This window comes from Streptomyces sp. Je 1-79, assembly GCF_025195125.1.
GTDB lineage: Bacteria > Actinomycetota > Actinomycetes > Streptomycetales > Streptomycetaceae > Streptomyces.
In genome coordinates, this window is the sequence record NZ_JAMGSL010000009.1 from 91,711 (window position 1) to 111,118 (window position 19,408).

18 protein-coding genes are annotated in these 19,408 nt (G+C 73.2%); 8 read left to right on the forward strand and 10 right to left on the reverse strand.

The window, feature by feature from the left end:
• Positions 1-7 precede the first annotated feature (7 nt).
• The gene (locus M5362_RS19970; protein ID WP_374214496.1) at positions 8-1,600 is read left to right on the forward strand and encodes an alpha/beta hydrolase; all 1,593 of its coding nucleotides are present in this window, start codon (positions 8-10) and stop codon (positions 1,598-1,600) included.
• A gap of 63 nt (positions 1,601-1,663) precedes the next feature.
• On the opposite strand, the gene moeZ is transcribed toward M5362_RS19970, so the two are convergent.
• The 7 genes from moeZ to M5362_RS20005 all read right to left on the reverse strand — a co-directional run bounded on the left by moeZ (position 1,664) and on the right by M5362_RS20005 (position 10,580).
• Positions 1,664-2,842 (reverse strand): adenylyltransferase/sulfurtransferase MoeZ, encoded by a 1,179-nt coding sequence (gene moeZ / locus M5362_RS19975; protein WP_260228997.1) that lies wholly within the window; start codon positions 2,840-2,842, stop codon positions 1,664-1,666.
• A 63-nt stretch (positions 2,843-2,905) separates the two neighbouring features.
• The gene (locus tag M5362_RS19980; protein WP_260228998.1) at positions 2,906-3,679 is read right to left on the reverse strand and encodes a spherulation-specific family 4 protein; all 774 of its coding nucleotides are present in this window, start codon (positions 3,677-3,679) and stop codon (positions 2,906-2,908) included.
• The gene (locus M5362_RS19985) at positions 3,667-4,626 is read right to left on the reverse strand and encodes an NAD(P)-dependent oxidoreductase (protein WP_260228999.1); all 960 of its coding nucleotides are present in this window, start codon (positions 4,624-4,626) and stop codon (positions 3,667-3,669) included. Before M5362_RS19985 ends, M5362_RS19980 begins: the two co-directional genes overlap by 13 nt.
• 155 nt (positions 4,627-4,781) lie before the next feature.
• Positions 4,782-6,257, reverse strand: coding sequence for a hypothetical protein (locus tag M5362_RS19990; protein ID WP_260229000.1), 1,476 nt, complete (start codon positions 6,255-6,257; stop codon positions 4,782-4,784).
• Positions 6,258-6,270: 13 nt separating this feature from the next.
• Entirely contained in the window at positions 6,271-7,893 is a 1,623-nt protein-coding gene (locus M5362_RS19995; protein ID WP_260229001.1) for a DUF3492 domain-containing protein, read from the reverse strand.
• 276 nt (positions 7,894-8,169) lie between these two features.
• Entirely contained in the window at positions 8,170-9,540 is a 1,371-nt protein-coding gene (locus tag M5362_RS20000) for a DUF3152 domain-containing protein (protein WP_260229002.1), read from the reverse strand.
• An 8-nt stretch (positions 9,541-9,548) separates the two neighbouring features.
• Positions 9,549-10,580 (reverse strand): alpha/beta fold hydrolase, encoded by a 1,032-nt coding sequence (locus M5362_RS20005; RefSeq protein ID WP_260229003.1) that lies wholly within the window; start codon positions 10,578-10,580, stop codon positions 9,549-9,551.
• Positions 10,581-10,716: 136 nt separating this feature from the next.
• On the opposite strand from M5362_RS20005, the gene M5362_RS20010 reads away from it, so the two are divergent.
• The 4 genes from M5362_RS20010 to M5362_RS20025 all read left to right on the forward strand — a co-directional run bounded on the left by M5362_RS20010 (position 10,717) and on the right by M5362_RS20025 (position 12,607).
• Positions 10,717-10,932 carry a hypothetical protein gene (locus M5362_RS20010; RefSeq protein WP_260229004.1) on the forward strand — a complete coding sequence of 72 codons (216 nt, stop codon included), beginning with the start codon at positions 10,717-10,719 and terminating at the stop codon, positions 10,930-10,932.
• A gap of 147 nt (positions 10,933-11,079) precedes the next feature.
• Entirely contained in the window at positions 11,080-11,739 is a 660-nt protein-coding gene (locus M5362_RS20015; RefSeq protein ID WP_260229005.1) for a TetR/AcrR family transcriptional regulator, read from the forward strand.
• Between the two features lie 168 nt (positions 11,740-11,907).
• Complete coding sequence (locus tag M5362_RS20020) at positions 11,908-12,135, forward strand: DUF3107 domain-containing protein (protein ID WP_260229006.1); 228 nt, start codon at positions 11,908-11,910, stop codon at positions 12,133-12,135.
• 202 nt (positions 12,136-12,337) lie between these two features.
• A complete protein-coding gene (locus tag M5362_RS20025) occupies positions 12,338-12,607 on the forward strand; it encodes a hypothetical protein (protein WP_260229007.1) in 270 nt (89 codons plus the stop codon).
• Between the two features lie 174 nt (positions 12,608-12,781).
• Here M5362_RS20025 and M5362_RS20030 read toward each other — a convergent pair whose 3' ends face one another.
• Positions 12,782-13,540 carry a ferritin-like domain-containing protein gene (locus tag M5362_RS20030; protein ID WP_260229008.1) on the reverse strand — a complete coding sequence of 253 codons (759 nt, stop codon included), beginning with the start codon at positions 13,538-13,540 and terminating at the stop codon, positions 12,782-12,784.
• A gap of 489 nt (positions 13,541-14,029) precedes the next feature.
• On the opposite strand from M5362_RS20030, the gene M5362_RS20035 reads away from it, so the two are divergent.
• Both M5362_RS20035 and M5362_RS20040 read left to right on the forward strand, forming a co-directional pair.
• Entirely contained in the window at positions 14,030-16,171 is a 2,142-nt protein-coding gene (locus M5362_RS20035; RefSeq protein WP_260229009.1) for a DEAD/DEAH box helicase, read from the forward strand.
• 95 nt (positions 16,172-16,266) lie between these two features.
• Positions 16,267-17,160: an alpha/beta fold hydrolase gene (locus M5362_RS20040; protein ID WP_260229010.1), complete on the forward strand. Its 894-nt coding sequence runs from the start codon at positions 16,267-16,269 to the stop codon at positions 17,158-17,160.
• A 56-nt stretch (positions 17,161-17,216) separates the two neighbouring features.
• Here the strand turns inward: M5362_RS20040 and M5362_RS20045 are convergent, their stop codons facing one another.
• Positions 17,217-18,143: an NYN domain-containing protein gene (locus M5362_RS20045; RefSeq protein WP_260229011.1), complete on the reverse strand. Its 927-nt coding sequence runs from the start codon at positions 18,141-18,143 to the stop codon at positions 17,217-17,219.
• Between the two features lie 175 nt (positions 18,144-18,318).
• On the opposite strand from M5362_RS20045, the gene M5362_RS20050 reads away from it, so the two are divergent.
• Positions 18,319-18,471 (forward strand): hypothetical protein, encoded by a 153-nt coding sequence (locus M5362_RS20050; RefSeq protein WP_086024648.1) that lies wholly within the window; start codon positions 18,319-18,321, stop codon positions 18,469-18,471.
• Between the two features lie 99 nt (positions 18,472-18,570).
• Here the strand turns inward: M5362_RS20050 and M5362_RS20055 are convergent, their stop codons facing one another.
• On the reverse strand, positions 18,571-19,176 hold the full coding sequence (locus M5362_RS20055; protein ID WP_260229013.1) for a MarC family protein: 606 nt from the start codon (positions 19,174-19,176) through the stop codon (positions 18,571-18,573).
• Between the last annotated feature and the right edge of the window lie 232 nt (positions 19,177-19,408).

Sequence of the window (19,408 nt, forward strand, 5' to 3'; positions counted from 1 at the left end):
ACGGAACGTGTCCATACGGAACGTGTCCCCGCGGATTCCGTCCCTACGGACCTCGTCCGTCCGGACCCGGGCGGCGGCCCTGGCCGTCACCGGGCTGCTGGTCGCGGGCTGTTCGAACTCCGGGGCCCCCTCCGACACCCCCGGGAGCATCGGCAGGACCCCGCCGCCGACGGCCGACGCCAAGCCGTCCGAGGACGTCGCGCTCCCCGCGTCGCTCACCGGCCAGCGCCCGGAGTGGAAGCGCTGCGCCGCCCCCGAGAGCGGCGAGAGGCCCGGCGCCGACTGGCGCTGCGCCGAGGTCCGCGTCCCCCTCGACCACGCGCGGCCCGACGGCGAGACGATCCCCGTCGCGCTGATCCGCAAGGAGGCCCGCGACAAGGACCGCAGGATCGGCTCGCTGCTCTTCAACTTCGGCGGCCCGGGCGCCTCGGGCGTCGACATACTCCCCCGCGCGGCCCAGGAGTACGGCGACCTGAACCGCCGTTACGACCTCGTCGGCTTCGACCCGCGCGGTGTCGCCCGCAGCGCCGGTGTCGTGTGCCGGGACGACAAGGAGCTGGCCGCCGCGGAGGCCCGTACGGACGTCACGCCGGACACGGCGGCCGAGGAGGCCGCGTACGTCGCGGACGGCGCCTCGTTCGGAGCCGGCTGCGCCCGCCGCTCCGGCACGGTCATCCGCCACACCACGACCTCCCACACCGCCCGTGACCTGGACCTCATCCGGCACGTCCTCGGCGACGAGAAGCTGAACTACTTCGGCATCTCCTACGGCACCCAGCTCGGAGCCGCCTACGCCCACCAGTTCCCGTCGCGCGTCGGCAGGACCGTCCTCGACGCGGTGGTCGACCCGACGGCCGACGGCACGGGCCACGCCCGCAACCAGACGATCGGCTTCCAGCGGGCCCTGGACAACTACCTCAGGAGCACCGGCGAGAGCCCCGCCGCGGGGACCGCCCGGATCGTCCGCCTCCTGGAGCGGCTGGACGGGCGGCCGCTGCGCGTCGGCGACCGGAAGCTGACCGACGGCCTGGCCACCACCGGCATCGCGATCACGCTCTACTCCCAGAGCAACTGGCCCCTGCTCACCTCCGCCCTCGCCAAGGCCGAGAGCGGCGACGGCTCCGAGCTGCTGCGCCTCGCCGACTGGTACAACGACCGGGACGAGAACGGCCACTACGGCACCCAGTCGCACTCCCAGCGGGCGATCTCCTGCGCCGACTCGAGCGAACGCCCCACGCCCGCGCAGGCGAAGGCGCTGCTCCCCGAGTTCCGCGGGCTCTCGCCCGTCTTCGGCGCGTTCCTGGCCTGGGACACGGCCGGCTGGTGCGCGCAGTGGCCGGTGAAGGGCGAGCGGGTCGACCCGGACGTGAGCGCGCCCGGCGCCGGGCCGGTCCTGGTCGTCGGCACGACCGGTGACCCGGCGACGCCCTACGAGGGTGCCGAGCGGATGGCGAAGGAGCTGGGCGCCGGGGTCGGCGTCCTGGTCAGCAACGAGGGCGAGGGACACGGGGCGTACGGCACGTCGTCCTGCGTGACCCGGACGGTCGACGCCTATCTGCTGGACGGCAAGGTCCCGCCGTACGGCAAGCGCTGCTCCTGACGGCATGCGGAAGGGCCCGGACCTGATGTCAGGTCCGGGCCCTTCCCGTTCACGTACGCGGGTCTAGTAGACCGGCTTCTCGGGCTCGATCTGGTGCACCCAGCCGATCACGCCGCCGCCGACGTGCACCGCGTCCGCGAAGCCCGCGGACTTGAGCACGGCGAGGACTTCCGCACTGCGGACGCCCGTCTTGCAGTGCAGGACGATCCGCTTGTCCTGCGGAAGGTCCTGGAGGGCGGTGCCCATCAGGAACTCGTTCTTCGGGATCAGCCGCGCGCCGGGGATCGAGACGATCTCGTACTCGTTGATCTCCCGGACGTCGATGATGTCGATGTTCTCGCCCTCGTCGATCCACTCCTTGAGCTGCTTGGGAGTGATCGTCGAGCCGAGCGCCGCCTCCTGGGCCTCCTCGGACACGACGCCGCAGAAGGCCTCGTAGTCGATGAGCTCGGTGACGGTCGGGTTCTCGCCGCAGACCGCGCAGTTCGGGTCCTTGCGGACCTTCACCTGGCGGTACTGCATCTCCAGGGCGTCGTAGATCATCAGCCGGCCGACCAGCGGGTCGCCCACACCGGCCAGGACCTTGATCGCCTCGGTGACCTGGATGGAGCCGATGGACGCGCAGAGCACGCCCAGGACGCCGCCCTCGGCGCAGGAGGGGACCATGCCCGGCGGCGGGGGCTCCGGGTAGAGGCAGCGGTAGCAGGGGCCGTACTCGGACCAGAAGACGGAGGCCTGGCCGTCGAAGCGGTAGATCGAGCCCCAGACGTACGGCTTGTTCAGCAGCACGCACGCGTCGTTGACGAGGTAGCGCGTGGCGAAGTTGTCCGTGCCGTCGACGATCAGGTCGTACTGGCTGAAGATCTCCATCACGTTCTCGGCCTCGAGCCGCTCTTCGTGGAGGATCACGTTCACGTACGGGTTGATGCCGAGCACCGAGTCCTTGGCGGACTCCGCCTTGGAGCGGCCGATGTCCGCCTGGCTGTGGATGATCTGGCGCTGCAGGTTCGACTCGTCGACCTCGTCGAACTCCACGATGCCGAGCGTGCCCACACCGGCCGCGGCCAGGTACATGAGGGCCGGCGAGCCGAGGCCGCCGGCGCCCACACAGAGCACCTTGGCGTTCTTCAGCCGCTTCTGCCCGTCCATCCCGACATCCGGGATGATCAGGTGGCGGGAGTACCTGCGGACCTCGTCTACGGTGAGCTCGGCAGCCGGCTCGACCAGGGGTGGCAGCGACACGGGGGCTCCGTTGGTCGGTATGTCAGTACGGTTGTTCTCCCCGTAACACTGCCACGGCCCTTCTCATTCCGAGACACCTGGTCCAATGCGCGAGACGATTTCGTCCCAGTAGCCGGGCAGGGTCTGGAATGCGCCGCTCTGTCCGATCCGGTCTCCGTGGCCGGTGCGGCCGGTGTGATCGGTGAAGAAGATCGTCCCGGCGCCCTGCCAGCGGGCGATCCGCATCGCCTCGTCGAGATGGTTCCGGGGCACCCCGTGGACGAGGTGGACGAACTTCTCCGGCGGGTGGTCGGCGGTCCACTCGGCCACCTGCGACCAGCGGTAGTCGGCCCACGGCCCGGAGAAGGTGACCAGCTGGTCGGCGGCCTCGGCGTAGCCCGGGTACGGATGGGTGCCGTGGCTCAGGACGAGGTGCGCCTCGCCGTCGAGCACCGCCTCCAGGGTGGCCGTGACGCGCCGCACCTCGGGCAGGTCGGCCCGGTCGGTGGGACAGCGGTCCAGGTAGAAGCCGTCGACCTTGTACCAGTCGAGGAAGCGGTGGGCGTCCGAGACGATCTCGCCGAAGTCGCGCGAACCGTGGCGGAGGTCCAGATGCCCGAGGACCTTCACGCGCGCGTTCTTGAGCCGGCCGGCCGCCTCCAGACAGTGCGGGTCGGGCCGGTCCCCGGGCCCGTCGGCGACGTTGAGCACGGCCCAGTGCACGGGGGTGCCGGGACGGGTCAGCTCGGCCCACTCGACGGGGGCGAGCAGCGGATGGGCGTAGCCGGGGACGCCGAAGCCCGTCTCCCGCTCCTGGACGGCGCCGGTGGTCGTCGTGGGTGTGGTCAGATGCGGCATGCCGCCTCCATCCAGATGTCGGCGAGGGATTCCTCGAGGTTGATCCGGGGCCGCCAGCCGAGCCGGTCGCGGGCGGTGCGCACGTCGGCCTGCTGCCAGCTGCCGCAGCCGTCGGGGTACGGGTAGGGCTGGGCGGCCAGCTGTTCGGCGATGCTCTCGGTGCGCGGGGCGCCGATGACCGGCCGCGGGGGCGGGCCGTCGAGTTCGTGCAGGGTCCCGGCGAACCCGGCGACCCGGGCCAGGACGGCTGCGGCGTCACGGAGCTTGACGGCCCGTCCGGTGCCGATGTTGACGACGCCCTGGGCGGCGGAGAGCGAGGCCGCGTGGACGGCGCGGGCGACGTCGCGTACGTCGACGAAGTCGCGCTGGACGCCGAGGCCGCTGAGCTTCAGCTCGCCGTCGCCACCCTGCATCGCGCGGCGCATGGCCTCGGCGAGGCGGCCGAGCGGGGAGCCCGCGGGGGTGCCGGGGCCGACCGGGGAGAAGACCCGGAGGACCACGGCGTCGAGGCCCGACCCGAGGACGAGTTCGGTCGCGGCGAGCTTGGAGACGCCGTACGGGCCGCCGGGGCGGGGCACGGCGTCCTCGGCGGTGGACGAGCCGGGCTGGGAGGGGCCGTACTCCGAGGCGCAGCCGACCTGGACGAGCCGGGCGCCGCAGCCGCTGCGGCGCAGGGCCTCGCAGACGGTGGCGACGGCGACGGTGTTGTGCCGGGTCAGATCGCGGGCTCCGCCACGGGTGGCGCCGGCGCAGTTGACGACGACTCCGGGGTGGACGGCGTCGAGGAAGCGGGTCAGGGCGCCGGGGCTGCCTCCGGCGAGGTCGAACCGCACGTCGGCGTCGTCGCCCCGGCCGAGGGCGGTGAGGTGCACCGCCGGGTCGGCGAGCAGCCGGTCGGCGACGAAACGTCCGAGGAATCCGTTGGCTCCGAGCAGCAGCACCCTCATCGTGCGGCCCCTTCGTGCCGACCGGCCGTTGCTGGGGGTTGGGAGGTCATGTCTCTTTCGTCTCCTTGGAATGGTTCCTGCGCTGTGGGTGCGCCCGCGGCGTCGGCTCCGCGGGTGCGCCTGGGTTCACGGGAGCGTGGTGCGGTCCGGCCGGGTCAGGGGGCGGCGGCCGGCGCCTGGGCGTGGGCCGAGGCCCGGGAGAGGGTGGCGGTGGCGTGGGCGAGGAGGCCGAGGGCCGCGGCGCCGCAGGCGAGGGCGGGTACGGCTCCGGGGCCCCAGGTGTCGACGAGGGTGCGGACGGGGGTGGCGAGGAGGTCGCAGCCGGGGACCCGGCCCGCGAGGACGCTCGCCAGGGCGAGGGCCTCCGCGGCGCAGGCCGCGGCGAGGCCGTTGGCGGCGGTCTCGGGGAAACCGTGGACGGCGAGGAGCCGGGCCAAGAGGAGCAGGGCACCGAGGGCGAGGGCGCCGGGGGCGAAGCCGGTCAGCCCCAGCAGGCCCGCGAGGGCGGCGAGATGGAGCGCGACGGTGGCCAGGAGCAGGGGGCGGGTGCCGGCGGCGAAGTCCTCCAGACCGCGGCTGGCGGCGAGCCTGCCGCGTGCCCTGGCAGCGAAGAGCCGGGCGCACCAGGCGGCGGGGGCGACGGCGAGCGCGAGGCCGAGGAGGGGGGCGGGGGCGACGGGCCAGGGGCCGTCGGGTCCGCCCGTGAGCGTGGCCTGGAGGAGACCGTCCCCGCCGAACGCGTACGCGAGGAGCCAGAGGGTCCAGACGCGGGCGGCGGGGACGGTGCGGCCGGCGGCGCGCAGGGGGCCGCGCCGGACGGCGACGGCGAGCGCGGCGGCCAGGCCGAGGGCCCCGGCCGCGCCGACGGCGAGGCGCACGGGCCCTTCTGTGAGCGCGAGTGCGGTGACGGCGAGGGCGGCGACGGCGCCGGGCGCCAGGGCGGCCAGGGTCCACCCGGCCCACCCGGCGCGTGTCCCGTCCTCGGGCGCGGGGCGTGCGGGCGCCCCGTCTCCACGCGGCACGCGCGCGTACAGCTCTTCGGCGAGCGAGAACACGTCCCGGTGCCGGAACCGCGCGGCGGTCCGGTCGGTGACGCCGTGGGCTTCGAGCCCCGCCGCGATCTCCAGCGGGTCGACGGCCTGCTCGCACAGCTCCCGGTGCCGGTGCATGAGCGCCCTGACGGGGTCGGCGGGCCCCCGCCGCACCGCCTTGGGCACGGCCTCGCCGCCGGACCGCCCGGCAGCGGAGGCATCCGGCTGGGGGGCGCCCGGCTGGGGGACGAGGGCGCCGTCCGGCTCGGCGGCGTCCGGCGCGGGGGTGAGGCTTTCGGCCGCCTGCGGCACCGTGGTGGCGCGGGTCGTTCGGTCCGCCGGTCGCTCGCCCTCGACCGCTGCGGCCGCCCGGCGCGGGCCCGGCGACCGGAGGTCGAGGTCCGCAGCGCCGGGCGCGGCCGGCGCCGGGATGACGGCTCCGGCCTCCGGGCGGCGGGCGGTGCCGCGGCTCCCCGTCCTCTCGGGCCCCTCGGTCGTCACGGAGACCGTCACGGCCACCGTGAGGGCCGTCGTCTCGAGGAGGGACTCGGAGTGGGAGTCCCAGGGTCCGGGGGTCGTCGGGGCGGCGGGGCCGCGCATGGGGGTGCCTCCTTCAGGCATCGGTGTCTCCCGCTCCGGCGGCGGCGCTCACGCGCTGGTCCGCCCAGATGCCGGGGACGTACGCCTCCGCCGGGTGCGCGAAGGGGACGCCCTCCCCGGCACGGCGGCGCACCGGCGAGTGGGAGAGCAGTTCGAGGTAGATGCCGCGGAACGCCGCGAGGTTCTGCTCGACGGTGAAGAGTTCGAGCGCGCGGGCCCGCGCCGCCGCGCCCAGCCGGTAGCGGCGCTCGGGGTCGCGCAACAGCGCCAGACAGGCGTCCGCGAGCGCCCGCGGATTGCGCGGGGGCACGACGAGCCCCGTGCCGCCGATGACCTCGACGACCGCGCCGACGTCCGTCGAGACCGTCGCCCGCGCGCAGAACATCGCCTCGACCAGGCTGATCGGGAAGCCCTCGACGACGCTGGAGAGGACGACGACGGCGCCCGCCGCGTACGCCTCGGCGAGCGTCGGCGCCTCCGGCCCGCCGATCTCCTCGAAGGAGACCGGGTTCTCGCCGACGGCGTGCGCCCCCGGCGCCTCGTCGGGGAAGAGCTGGGCCGCGAGCGCCTTGCAGTGCGTGATGTACGCGTCCGCGCCCGGCTCGCGCACCGGCGCGGCGATGACCCGCAGCCGTACGTCGGGCTGCTGCCTGCGCACCTCCGCGAAGGCGTGCAGCAGGGCGATCAGGTCCTTGGCGGGTTCCACCCGGCCGACCCACACGAGGGTCGCCGGGTCACCGCTCTCCTCGTCCTCGCCGACCTCCGTGAACCGTTCGGACTCCATGCCCGGGTAGACCGTGCGCAGCTTGGCGCGGTCGGCCCCGCACCGCTCCTGCCAGCGCCGGGCGTGGGTGTTGCCGGGGGTGAGGAGCGCGGCCTGCCGGTAGACCTCGCCGGCGAGCCTGCCGTGGAAGGCGGCGAGCAGGGCACGGACGGGGGCCGACCGGGGCGCACCGGCGGCGGCGAGGTAGTGCGCGCGCAGCTGTACGCCGTACTCGGTGACCAGCAGCGGAGTGCCGAAGAAGCGTTTGGCCAACAGCCCGGGCAGCGCCGCGGATCCGCCGGACGCGGCGTGGCAGAGGTCGACCGCGCCGAGTCCGTCCTCGCCGTACCAGTCGAGCGACAGCGGGCGCAGGGCGCGCTCCAACTGGTCGACGGTGTCGAGGTAGTCGGGGACGGTGGCATCGGCCACACCCCGGCGCGCGCCGGGCGCGCGGCAGGCGGACTCCAGGGTGCGGACGGCGAGTTCGGAGCGCAGGGCCGCGTAGAGGCCTCCGCGGTCGCCGGCGAGTTCGGCCAGTCCGTAGAGCCCCTCGGCGAAACGGGCGGCGGCGGGCGTGCCGTCCTCGACGCAGATGCCGGTCACGAGCGCGCCGAAGTGTTCGGCGAAGCGCCGCCGTTCGCGCCGCCCGTAGGTCCGGCCGTCGTCCTCGGGCGCCCAGAGCGCGGCCGTGCGGACCCGCTGGACCTGCGGGGGCAGGTCGACCCAGCCGGCCTCCTCCTGCCGGGCGCTGCGGCTGAGGGCGTACAGGTCGAACTCGTGCGGCGCGAGCCCGCGTACGAGCCGGTCGCACCAGAGCCTGGACTCACCCGTGGCGTACGGGTAGCCACCCTCCGTAAGCAGTCCGATCCGCATGAGTACACCCCCGATCTCGCTTGACTCCCGCCACCGTGGTCCGGCGACTCGCAGCGGGAAGAACGTAAGCGGATGGAGCGGTGGCGCGACGGACGGTTGTCCGTCGCACCACCGGAAGGGGTGAATGCACGTAACTTTCCCACCCCGGTCGCGTTCCGTCGCGCTACGGGGCGTGTCGCCTACGCAGAGTCATGCTGCGGCCAGCTCCTGGAACCGTCGGGCAGCGCCGGCGGTACCGGGCCGGTCACGGCTGCCGGGAAGGCCTCCGGGCGGGCGTCAACTCCCGGGGTGCACCCAGGGGTTGGGACGGCACTTGATGCCGTCCACGTCCAGCGACTTGGTCTGCTGCTGCATCACGGGCGCGAGGGCGCCGGGCGTGCGGCAGCTGACGTGGCCGTGTCCGAGGCGGTGTCCGACCTCGTGGTTGATGAGCATCTGGCGATAGGCGAACATCGCCTTCGCGCCGAAGGTGTCCGATCCCTGCGCCCAGCGGAAGGCGTTGATCATCACCCGGGAGGTGGACGCGGAGTCGCAGGACACGTTGTCGACGGTGGTGTCCAGATCGGACTTCGCGCACCAGACGCCGGTGGTGCCGGGGCTGGCCAGCGTGATCACGAACTCCGGGTCCCCGCTGGAGATCCGCTCGAAGGTCATGGCGCCCTTGCCGGCCCAGCTGCGCTCGTCGTTCAGGGTCTTCTGCACGGCCTCGGCGAAGAGCTTCGGGTCGAGCCCGATCCCCTTCTCGACGTCGACGCGGTACCGGACCTTGCGCCCCTTGCCCGGCGCCCGGTCGAAGCCGGCCACGGCCTCGAACTCACCGGAGCCCTTGAGCTTGGGGTCGATGGCGAACCGAGTGGCCATCAACTGCTCGTACGTGGGCGGCTTGACGGGTTGGGCGGGCAGCGGCTTCGTGGGGGTCAGCCGGTCGTCGGAGCGCGACGCGCCGCCCTTGTCGACGGCCCGGTCCGTGGGCTTCTCGGCCGAGTGGGCGACGGCGCCGTCGGCCTCCCGGTCGGTGACCTGACCGGCCACGACGACGGCGAGGACGGTGGTGACGGCGGCGGCCGCGATACCGGTGAAGGTACGCCCCTTGCCGGCCTTCCTGGCCGGCGTCTCCTCGGGGAGCTCCTCCGGGGCGTCCTCGGGGTCGCGCTCCCGGCGCGGGGCGGGGATGAAGGGGCGCGCGGCGGTCTCGTCCGGGGCGTTCGAGCGGGTGCCCGGCAGGTCGCCGTAGCGCTCGGGCGGCCGCGGCATCGTCTCGGTGTGCTCGGGATGCCCGCCCCGTACGGCCGTCTCGCCGGGGGCGGTGTAGACCGGGGTGCCGTGCATCGGCGTGTCCCAGACGGGCCTGCCGCCGCCCTGCTGCCGCCCGTACGCGCCGGGGCCGGGCCCCTGGCCGTACGCACGCGGGCCCTGACCGTACGTGCCCTGGGCGTACCCGGTCCGCTGTCCGCGCGCCCCCGGGGAGTACGGGTCCGAGGGGTACGGGTCCGGGGAGTACGAGCCCCCGGAGTACCGCTCCTGGGAGTACGTGTCCTGGCCGTCCTGCGCACGCCTGCGGCGTCCCGTCCCCGGCTCCGCCGCTTCGCGCCGCCCCGGATCCGCGGGGGGTGCGGGCGCGGGGCCCTTGCGACTATGTCGTCCCACGCCCCGGATCAGCTCCCGCCGCTGTCGTCGCTGGTGTCGCGGTTCTCTGCGCTCTCAGCGTTCTCTACGCGCTCTTCGCTCTGTTCGTTCAACTCGATCAGTTCCCGTACGGCCTGGGCGACCGTCTCGGGGTACTCCATCATGGCCACGTGCCCGGCGTCCGGAAGCGTCAGGAGCCGCGAACCGCGGAACGCGGCCGCCGCCCTGCTCGCCATCCGGTACGAGACCAGCTGGTCACGGCCGCCGTAGATCAGCAGCGTCGGCGCCAGCACTCGTTCCGCCTGCCGCCAGAGGCCGTGTTGACCGCCGAGCGTGTACGCGTCCACGACACCGCGCGAGGAGCGGGCCATGGCATCCCAGAAGTACGGGAGTTCCAGGCGCCGTTCCATCTCCTCCACAGCATGCCGGAAGCCTTCGTCGGTGACCCTTCCGGGGTCTCCATAGCAGAGGGCGAGCATCCCGCGGACCCGCTGCTCCGGCGTCCAGTCCCTGGTCAGCCTCGCGAAGAGGGGCGCGACGCCCGGCAGGGCGAGCATCACGGTCGGCCAGACGGTGCGCTGGGCGCGCAGCTCGGGCAGGGCCGGGGCGACCAGGGTGAGGGTGCGGACCAGGTCCGGGCGGACGGCGGCGATCCGGGTGGAGACGGCGCCGCCGAGCGAGTTGCCGAGCAGATGGACCGGGCCGCGGCCCGCCGCGTCGAGGTGGCGGATGATCGCCCGCGCGTGTCCGGTGACCGAGTAGTTGCCGTCGTCGGGCGGCGGGGAGTCGCCGAAGCCCGGCAGGTCGACGGCCTCGCCGTCGACCTTGTCGGCGAGCAGCGGCATCAGGGCCGACCAGTTCTGGGACGAGCCGCCGAGGCCGTGGACGTACAGCGCGGGCGGGAGCCCCGGCCGGTTGCCGGGCCGGGCGCGGATGGTGAGCGTGAGCCCGGGCAGCGAGACGGAGCGCAGCTTCTCGCCGTCGGCGACCCGTACGGCGCGGTTACGCGACGAGGAAGGTGCGGCGGCGGTCCGGGTTTCCGGCAGCTCGGTCGACGACATGGCCGCAATATTACGAGACGATCACGCGGGGACGCGTGTGTGTGGCGTCACAGGTTCGGGTGCGCCGCGGGGAGTGTGCTCCTAGGCTCGGTAGAGAGGGCCATCGGAGAGAGACCCTCACGCCGGAAGGAATCGCATGACTGTCGATCCGACCGAGCCGGACACATTCGCCGAGGAAGAGGACGACGTGCTCGACGAGGAAATCCCCGAGGCCGACGCGGCCGAGCAGCGCACCGAACTGCAGCAGCGGGAGGACGAACAGCACAACCACGTGGAGCGGGACTCCGCGAACGAGGCGGACTCGTCCGAGCAGGCGCGCGTCGTGGCGCTGGACGAGGACGACTACCGCTGATTCGTTCGGTTCAATGTTGGATCGCCTATCGCCCTCGGCGTCCGGTCCGTGAAATTCTGCGTCCGCACCGCGCACAGCCGGGTTACCCAAAAGTACGATGGCGGGCGCGGCGCCACACAGCGCATGGATCGATTTTTGGGAGGCGGCGTGACAGCCATCGAGCAGACAGAGGCAGCACGCCCTCGGGGCACGCGCCTGCCGCGCCGAGCCCGACGGAACCAGCTCCTCGGCGCGGCCCAGGAGGTGTTCGTCGCCCAGGGGTACCACTCCGCCGCGATGGACGACATCGCGGAACGCGCGGGCGTCAGCAAGCCAGTGCTCTACCAGCACTTCCCGGGCAAGCTCGAGCTCTACCTGGCCCTGCTCGACCAGCACTGCGAGGCCCTGCTGCACGCCGTGCGCACCGCGCTGGCGTCGACGACGGACAACAAGCTCCGGGTCGAGGCGACGATGGACGCGTACTTCGCGTACGTGGAGGACGAGGGCGGCGCGTTCCGGCTGGTCTTCGAGTCCGACCTCACCAACGAGCCGGCCGTGCGCGAGCGTGTGGACCGGGTGAGCCTGCAGTGCGCCGAGGCCATCTCCGACGTGATCGCCGAGGACACCGGCCTCTCCAAGGACGAGTCGATGCTGCTCGCCGTGGGTCTGGGCGGTGTCTCCCAGGTCGTGGCGCGCTACTGGCTCTCCAGCGGTTCGGCCATCCCCCGCGACAAGGCGGTGGCGCTGCTGACCTCGCTGGCATGGCGCGGTATCGCGGGCTTCCCGCTGCACCCGACGGACGGCCAGCCGCTCACCGACGGCAACTGAGCCTCACCGACGGCCACGGGGCTCGTCGGCGGCTCCGGGCCGCGCCCGCCGTCGGATGTTCGCTCCTGGCGTTCCGCCGGTGCGCCGTACGGATCGCCTCACCGGGCTAATGTGTGCAGCGTACGGCGCGGGAGACGCGCAACGCTGACCGTTCGGAGGGACATAGCCGTGGAGGTCAAGATCGGCGTGCAGCACGCACCCCGGGAGATCGTTCTGGAGAGCGGGCAGTCCGCCGAGGAGGTCGAGAGCGCGGTGGCCGACGCTCTGGCCGGCAAGGCGCAGCTGCTCAGCCTCACGGACGAGAAGGGCCGCAAGGTCCTGATCCCGGCCGAGAAGATCGCGTACGTGGAGATCGGCGAGCCGGCGGTGCGCCGGGTGGGCTTCGGCGCGCTCTGAGACGTACGAGGACAGCGAAGGGCCCGGCGGATCCGATCCGCCGGGCCCTTCGTCCGTTCGGGTGGGCTCCGTTCCGGCGCGGCGCCGAGGACTCGGGCAGAAGGTGCAGGTGAGGCGGGCGAGGAGGATTGCGTCCGAGTCGCCACGGGTAGGACGGCCTACGACCGAATGTCCCGCCCCGCACCGCACGCGAGGTGATCCCGTGTTCCTGGAAGCCCTCGGCTCCGCCCTGCTCGGATTCGCCCTGGCCTGGGCCGCCGTGCACCGGCTGCCCGACCGCCTCCCCGCACGTGGGGTCGTCCTCACCACGGGCACGCTCGGCGCCGTCTTCGGCTCCCTGGTGACCCACGGAGCGCTCGGCCCGGGCCATGCCCTGGCGACGCTCCTCGGCGCCCTGGCGATCGCGACGGTCCTGCTCTCGCTGCTGATCCGCCCGGCCACGCGCCGTCTGCGCCGATCAGCGGCGGCGTGAACAGCGCCTCCAGGCGAACGCCGCGACGACGGCCGCACGACAGCGCGCCGCCACGGCCGCCGCACGACAGCGCGCCGCGACGACGGCCGTACCACAACGGGCCGCCACGGCCGCCGTACGGCAGCGGGCCCGCGGTCTGAGCCGCGAGCCCGTTCGGTCGGCGCCGCTCAGCGGTTACGCCGCAAGCCCCAGCGCGGCCATCCGCTTCGTGTGGGCCTCGGTGATCCGGGAGAACATCCGGCCGACCTCGGCCAGGTCGAAGCCGTCCGCGACACCACCGACGAGCATCGTGGAGAGGGCGTCGCGCTCGGCGACGACCCGCTGGGCCTGCGAGAGCGCCTCGCCCATCAGACGACGCGCCCACAGCGCCAGCCGGCCGCCGACGCGCGGGTCCGCCTCGATCGCGGCGCGGACCTTCTCCACGGCGAAGTTGCCGTGGCCGGTGTCGTCGAGCACGGAGAGCACGAGGCCCCGCGTGTCGGAGTCCAGCCGGGCCGCCACCTCCCGGTAGAAGTCGCTCGCGATCGAGTCGCCGACATAGGCCTTGACCAGGCCCTCCAACCAGTCCGACGGAGCGGTCTGGCGGTGGAAGTCGTCCAGCGCCTTGGCGAACGGCTCCATCGCCGCCGTCGGCTCCGCGTCGACCGCGGTCAGCCGGTTCCGCAGCTGCTCGAAGTGGTGGAACTCGGCGGAGGCCATCTTCGCCAGCTCCGCCTTGTCCGCGAGGGTCGGCGCGAGCTTGGCGTCCTCGGCGAGCCGTTCGAAGGCCGCCAGCTCGCCGTAGGCCAGCGCGCCGAGCAGGTCGACGACCGCGGCGCGGTACTGCGGCTCGGCGGAAGCGGTGGCCCAGTCCTGGGCGGCGATCCCGGTGAGCTCCTCGGCGGTCTCGTCCACGGTCTCTTCGGCGGGCGTGGCGTTGTCAGGCGTCTCCATGAAGCGCACAATAGCCCGCTCTCCGGCCCGCTCAGGGCGCCGGTCAGTCACTGTGACCGCGCCCTCATCGCGAATTCTCCCAACACACATGCGCGAATCCGGGGTACAGTGGTAAAGCGCCTGCTGAGTATGCGGACAAGCTTTTCGCACGTTCGGACGTACTCGGTAGGCCGACTCATGAATGAGGATGCCCGGTCGGTGGCCCGACTGGCTCCGACCCGACAGCCCTCCACGCGCACCCGCACGGAGGGTCCCTCAGCGGCACGACGCTCGAGCGACGGCAGTGGTCCCGCGCCACCCGGCTGTGATCCATTCGTCGATCCGGCCGGAAGCGAATCGGCACGGTACGACCCCCAGCGTTCGCCTCGCGCCGCGTCTCACAGAAGAGGCAGCACCCTGACTACGACTTTCCGAGAGCTCGGGATCCTTCCCGAGACGGCCGAGGCGCTCGAAGCCGTCGGCATCGTGTCCCCCTTTCCCATCCAGGAGATGACCCTTCCGGTCGCCCTCTCCGGCACCGACGTCATCGGCCAGGCCAAGACCGGCACCGGCAAGACCCTCGGTTTCGGTCTGCCGATCCTGGAGCGCGTCACCGTCCCCGCGGACGTCGAGGCCGGCCGGGCCAAGCCCGAGCAGCTGACCGACGCCCCGCAGGCCCTGGTCGTCGTCCCCACCCGCGAGCTGTGCCAGCAGGTCACCAACGACCTGCTCACCGCCGGCAAGGTCCGCAACGTCCGCGTGCTCGCCATCTACGGCGGCCGGGCGTACGAGCCCCAGGTCGAGGCGCTCAAGAAGGGCGTCGACGTCATCGTCGGCACCCCGGGCCGCCTGCTCGACCTGGCCGGACAGCGCAAGCTGGACCTGTCCCACGTCAAGGTCCTCGTCCTCGACGAGGCCGACGAGATGCTCGACCTGGGCTTCCTGCCCGACGTCGAGAAGATCATGAACATGCTTCCGGCGAAGCGTCAGACCATGCTGTTCTCGGCCACCATGCCGGGCGCGGTCATCGGTCTCGCCCGCCGCTACATGTCGCAGCCGACGCACATCCGCGCCACCTCGCCCGACGGCGAGGGCGTGACCGTCGCCAACATCAAGCAGCACGTCTTCCGCGCGCACTCGATGGACAAGCCGGAGATGGTCTCCCGCATCCTGCAGGCCAACGGCCGCGGGCTCGCGATGATCTTCTGCCGCACCAAGCGCACGGCGGCCGACATCGCCGAGCAGCTGCAGCGGCGTGGTTTCGCCTCCGGCGCGGTCCACGGCGACCTCGGCCAGGGCGCCCGCGAGCAGGCGCTGCGCGCCTTCCGCAACGGCAAGGTCGACGTGCTCGTCTGCACCGACGTCGCCGCCCGCGGTATCGACGTCGAGGGCGTCACGCACGTCATCAACTACCAGTCGCCGGAGGACGAGAAGACGTTCCTGCACCGCGTGGGCCGCACCGGCCGCGCGGGCAACAAGGGCACGGCCGTCACGCTGGTCGACTGGGACGACATCCCGCGCTGGCAGCTCATCAACAAGGCGCTCGGCCTCGACTTCCACGAGCCGGTGGAGACGTACTCCAGCTCCCCGCACCTGTACGAGGAGCTGGACATCCCGGCGGGCACCAAGGGCGTCCTGCCCCGCGCCGAGCGGACCCGCGCGGGTCTGGGCGCGGAGGAGCTGGAGGACCTGGGCGAGCCCGGCGGCCGTGGTGGCCGCGGTCGCAAGCAGGCCGCCCCGGCGGCCGAGGAGGCCCCGGCCCGTACGCGCACCCCGCGCCAGCGTCGCCGTACGCGCGGTGGCCTGGACGAGGCCGCCACGGCTCCGGTCACGGCCGCCGCCGCTCCGGTGGCGGAGGACGCGGCTGCCGAGCCGCGCACGCCGCGCCGTCGTCGCCGCACCCGCGCCACGGGCGTGTCGAACGCCCCGGTCGTCGAGGCCGCTGTCGCCGCCTCGGTCGCGGCCCCGGTCGCGGAGGCCCCCGCCCCCGCCGCCGCTGCCCCGGCCACCGTGGTGGCCGCCGTGGTCGAGCAGGCCAAGCCGGTGGACGAGGCCCCGAAGGCCCCGCGCCGCCGCCGTACGCGCGTCCTGAAGCCCGAGACGGAGACGGTCGGCTTCCAGACCGTGGAGACCGCGGCCGCCGCCCTCGCGGCGGCGAAGCCGGTCACCCCGGTCGCCGAGACGGTGGCCGAGGAAGCGGTTGTCGAGGCGCCGAAGAAGGCCCCTCGTCGTCGCGCGGCGAAGAAGGCCGTCGCGGTCGAGACCGTCGAGGCCGTCGAGCCGACCCCCGTGGCCGCCGCTGTCGTCGAGGCCGTCGAGGAGCCGAAGAAGGCTCCCCGTCGCCGTACGGCCAAGAAGGCCGTCGCGGCCGAGGCCGTCGTCGCGGTCGAGGCCGTCGTCGAGACGCCGGCCGTCGAGCCCGCCGCCGAGGAGGCCCCCAAGGCCCCGCGCCGCCGGACGGCCAAGAAGGCCGTAGCCGCCGAGGCGCCGGACGCCTCCGAGCCGAAGACGGCGCCCCGCCGCCGTACGGTGAAGAAGGCCGTCGCCGCTCCCGCGGAGGCCACCGAGGCCGCCGCCGAGACCGCCGAGGCCCCCAAGGCCCCGCGCCGTCGCACGACGAAGAAGGCCGCGGCCGCGCAGCCCGAGAGCTGACGCGCCGTCGCACCTTCCGCAGTGGCCCGGTCCCTCCCCAGGGACCGGGCCACTGTGCCGTCCGCCCGCCGCTGAACAGCGGTTACAGTCCCTCTATGAGCAAGCCCCGGTCCCTGGCGCTGCCGCCGCGCACCCGTGCCTACCGGCTGGAGACCACGCGCGGCGGCTTCGCCGTCCTGGACACCGCGCCCACGGGCGAGACCCGTGGCACGGTGCTGCTGCTGCCCGGCTACACCGGCAGCAAGGAGGACTTCCTCGCCCTGCTCGGCCCCCTCGGGGAGCACGGCTACCGCGCGGTGGCCGTCGACGGGCGCGGCCAGCACGAGACGCCCGGGCCCCGTGGGCGCCACGCCTACAGCCGCCGGGCCCTCGCCCTCGACGTGGTGGCGCAGGCCGCCGTGCTCGGCGACGGCCCGGTGCATCTGCTCGGCCACTCCTTCGGCGGACTGGTGGCCCGTGCCGCGGCCGAGATCGCGCCCGGGGCCTTCCGCTCGCTGACCCTGCTCTCCTCGGGGCCCGGCCGGGTCGCCCGTCCGCAGCGGATCAGGGTCCGGATGCTGCGCGGGGCGCTCGCCGTGCTCTCCAAGGAGCGGGTCTGGCTGGCGACGCGCTGGCTGGACAGCCGGGGCGAGCAGCCGGGGATCACCGACCCCCCGGAGATCGTGGGGTTCCTGCGGCGGCGCTGGATGCGCACCCGGATCGCCCAACTGTCGGGAGCGGGGCGGCTGTTGCTCCGCGACCCGGACGGTACGGCACGGCTCGCCGCGCTGCCGATGCCGGTGCACATCGCGTACGGCGCGGAGGAGATGGTCTGGCCGGTGCACGGTCTGGCCGCGGCGGCGGCGAGTACGGGCGCGCACCACACGGTGGTCGCGGGCGCGGGCCACTCCCCCAACGTCTCGCACCCCGAGGAGCTGGCGGCCCGCCTGGCCGCGTTCTGGCAGCACGTCGAAGCCGGCGCCGGCGCGGACCGGGCATCAGGGCCGTGAGCCGCCGGACCGCCGGTGCGGGCCGGGCACCACGACCGTGAGCCGCCGGGCAGCTTCTAGTGCTGCGCCTGGAGGTGCTGCCAGAAGCCGTCGCGCAGCGCCCTGCGCAGGGCGGCGTGCCCCCGCAGCGAGCGGCTGAGGAGCTTCTCCGCCTCGATGAGCAGGTCCTGGTCGACGGGTCCGGGCAGGTACGGGTGCCCGGGCAGCAGCTCGGCCATCGCCTCGCCGCCCCGTTCCGCGAGCCAGATCGCGGCGATCTGGGCGCCGATGAAGCGGACCTCGTCGCGGGACGGCGGGGGTTCGCCCTCGTTCTCGTACGTCGTGACGGGGCGTCGGGTGACGTAGGGCCGGCAGAAGTCGAGGTCGAAGGTGCGCCTGCTGTCGACCTCCCAGAGCAGCGGTTCGGCCTGGTTGCGCCCTTCGGCGGCCTCGATGCCCCAGAGGTGGACGCGGGCGCCGTAGCCCTGGGCGGCCTCGACGGCCGGGACGAGGTCCTCGTCGCCGCCGACGAGGGCGGCGTCGCTGATGGCGCGGTGGCGGGCCAGGGACTCCAGGTCGGAGCGGATGAGGGAGTCGACGCCCTTCTGCTGGTTGTTGGCGTTGAGGTTGCCGAGCCGGACCTTGACGTCGGGGAGTTCGGCGATGGCCTGCTGATCGGGGGTGTGGATGCGCCGCCGGGCGCCGTCGTACCAGTAGACGCGCAGCAGCCTGCTGTCCGCGAAGATCGTGCGGGCCTTGTCGATGAAGGCCTCGATCAGTCCCTCGGCGTCGAGGTCGAAGGAGCGCCGGTCCTCGGTGCCCGCCACCAGCAACCCGGCCGCAGCATAGACGTAACCTGCGTCGACGAAGATGGCATGGGTCGACGGGGTCTTCGACACTTCGGCCAGCATCCGCCGGAGGAGCTCATTGGTGCGCTCCAGGCGGTCGTGCAGCGCGTGGACGGGGTCGCCGGACGGTTTCTGAGGTGTCTCTGCGTCGTTCATACGGGCCTCATTCTCCGCTGGTCGCGCCGCTCCCGCCAACGTCCCCTACCGCTTAGTAGTTAGCCATCCGAAAAATTTCCTTAGCGTAGGGAATGTTTGCAGGGTGCATCTCGTTGGACACCACGTAACACAGTTCTCCACCAGGAGGATCAACTCCAGACGAAGGGAGAAGCCCATGCGCTTCGAAATCCTGCGACTCGACGACATCGACGGCACGCCCGTCGACCGGACCGTCGTGGACGCCGCCTCCGTCAACCGGATCGTGCAGCAGGCCGCCTCGATCGGCCAGCGCATCTGGATCCGCCCGGCCGAGACCTCGGCCTCATAACAAGGCAGACGCTCCAAGCGCACCGCGCCCCCGCACGGACTCCGTGGAACGGAATCCGTACGGGGGCGCAGTGCTGTCCGGTCCCGGCCGGAGGCGTCGCTAGGCTCCCTGGACGACCTGGGTGACGCCGTTGATGATCTGCTGCACGGCGATGGCCGAGAGCATCATGCCGGCGAGCCGGGTGACCAGGACGACGCCGCCGTCCTTGATGACGCGGATGATCAGCAGCGAATAGCGCATGGTCAGCCAGAGGACGACGTGCATGGCGACGATCGCGGCCCAGACGGAGACCTGCGCGCCGACGCCGTCGGCGTGCTGCACGGCGAGGATCACGGACACGATCGCACCGGGCCCCGCGAGCAGGGGCATGCCGAGGGGCACGAGGGCGACGTTGACGTCCTTGGTCTGCTTGGGCTCGTCGGTCTTGCCGGTGAGGAGGTCGAGCGCGATGAGCAGGAGGAGCAGACCGCCGGCGATCATCAGGGCGGGTACGGAGACGTGGAGATAGGCGAGGATCTGCTGCCCGAGGATCCCGAAGACGGTGATGACCCCGAAGGCGACGGCGACGGCCTGCCAGGCCATGCGCCGCTGCACCTTGGCGGGGCGGCCGGAGGTGAGGGCGAGGAAGATCGGGGTGATCCCGGGGGGATCCATGATCACAAAAAGGGTCAGAAACAGCGAGCCGAATACGGCGACGTCGAACACGGTGTGCCTTGCGTGTGGGGTGTACGAGGGGTGGGTGTGGGGTGGTACGGGGCGAGCACGGCCGGGCCCGGTTCCGCGGGGCACGCTCGGCGCACCCCGGACGGGGCGTCGGCGTTCCGGCGGAAGGGCGCGTGAGCGGACTCGGACGCCCCCGCGCGGGGGGGCGGGCCGGGCGACACGGGCTCCAGGGCGCGCGGGCGGGCATGGACGTGTGCCAGGAACCGGCACCGGC

Coding starts and splice junctions, on each gene's coding strand:
- M5362_RS19980 (WP_260228998.1), bottom strand. CDS start 3,679: ATGCCGCATCTGACCACACCCACGACGACCACCGGCGCCGTCCAGGAG.
- M5362_RS19985 (WP_260228999.1), bottom strand. CDS start 4,626: ATGAGGGTGCTGCTGCTCGGAGCCAACGGATTCCTCGGACGTTTCGTC.
- M5362_RS19990 (WP_260229000.1), bottom strand. CDS start 6,257: ATGCGCGGCCCCGCCGCCCCGACGACCCCCGGACCCTGGGACTCCCAC.
- M5362_RS19995 (WP_260229001.1), bottom strand. CDS start 7,893: ATGCGGATCGGACTGCTTACGGAGGGTGGCTACCCGTACGCCACGGGT.
- M5362_RS20005 (WP_260229003.1), bottom strand. CDS start 10,580: ATGTCGTCGACCGAGCTGCCGGAAACCCGGACCGCCGCCGCACCTTCC.
- M5362_RS20010 (WP_260229004.1), top strand. CDS start 10,717: ATGACTGTCGATCCGACCGAGCCGGACACATTCGCCGAGGAAGAGGAC.
- M5362_RS20030 (WP_260229008.1), bottom strand. CDS start 13,540: ATGGAGACGCCTGACAACGCCACGCCCGCCGAAGAGACCGTGGACGAG.
- M5362_RS20035 (WP_260229009.1), top strand. CDS start 14,030: ATGACCCTTCCGGTCGCCCTCTCCGGCACCGACGTCATCGGCCAGGCC.
- M5362_RS20040 (WP_260229010.1), top strand. CDS start 16,267: ATGAGCAAGCCCCGGTCCCTGGCGCTGCCGCCGCGCACCCGTGCCTAC.
- M5362_RS20045 (WP_260229011.1), bottom strand. CDS start 18,143: ATGAACGACGCAGAGACACCTCAGAAACCGTCCGGCGACCCCGTCCAC.
- M5362_RS20050 (WP_086024648.1), top strand. CDS start 18,319: ATGCGCTTCGAAATCCTGCGACTCGACGACATCGACGGCACGCCCGTC.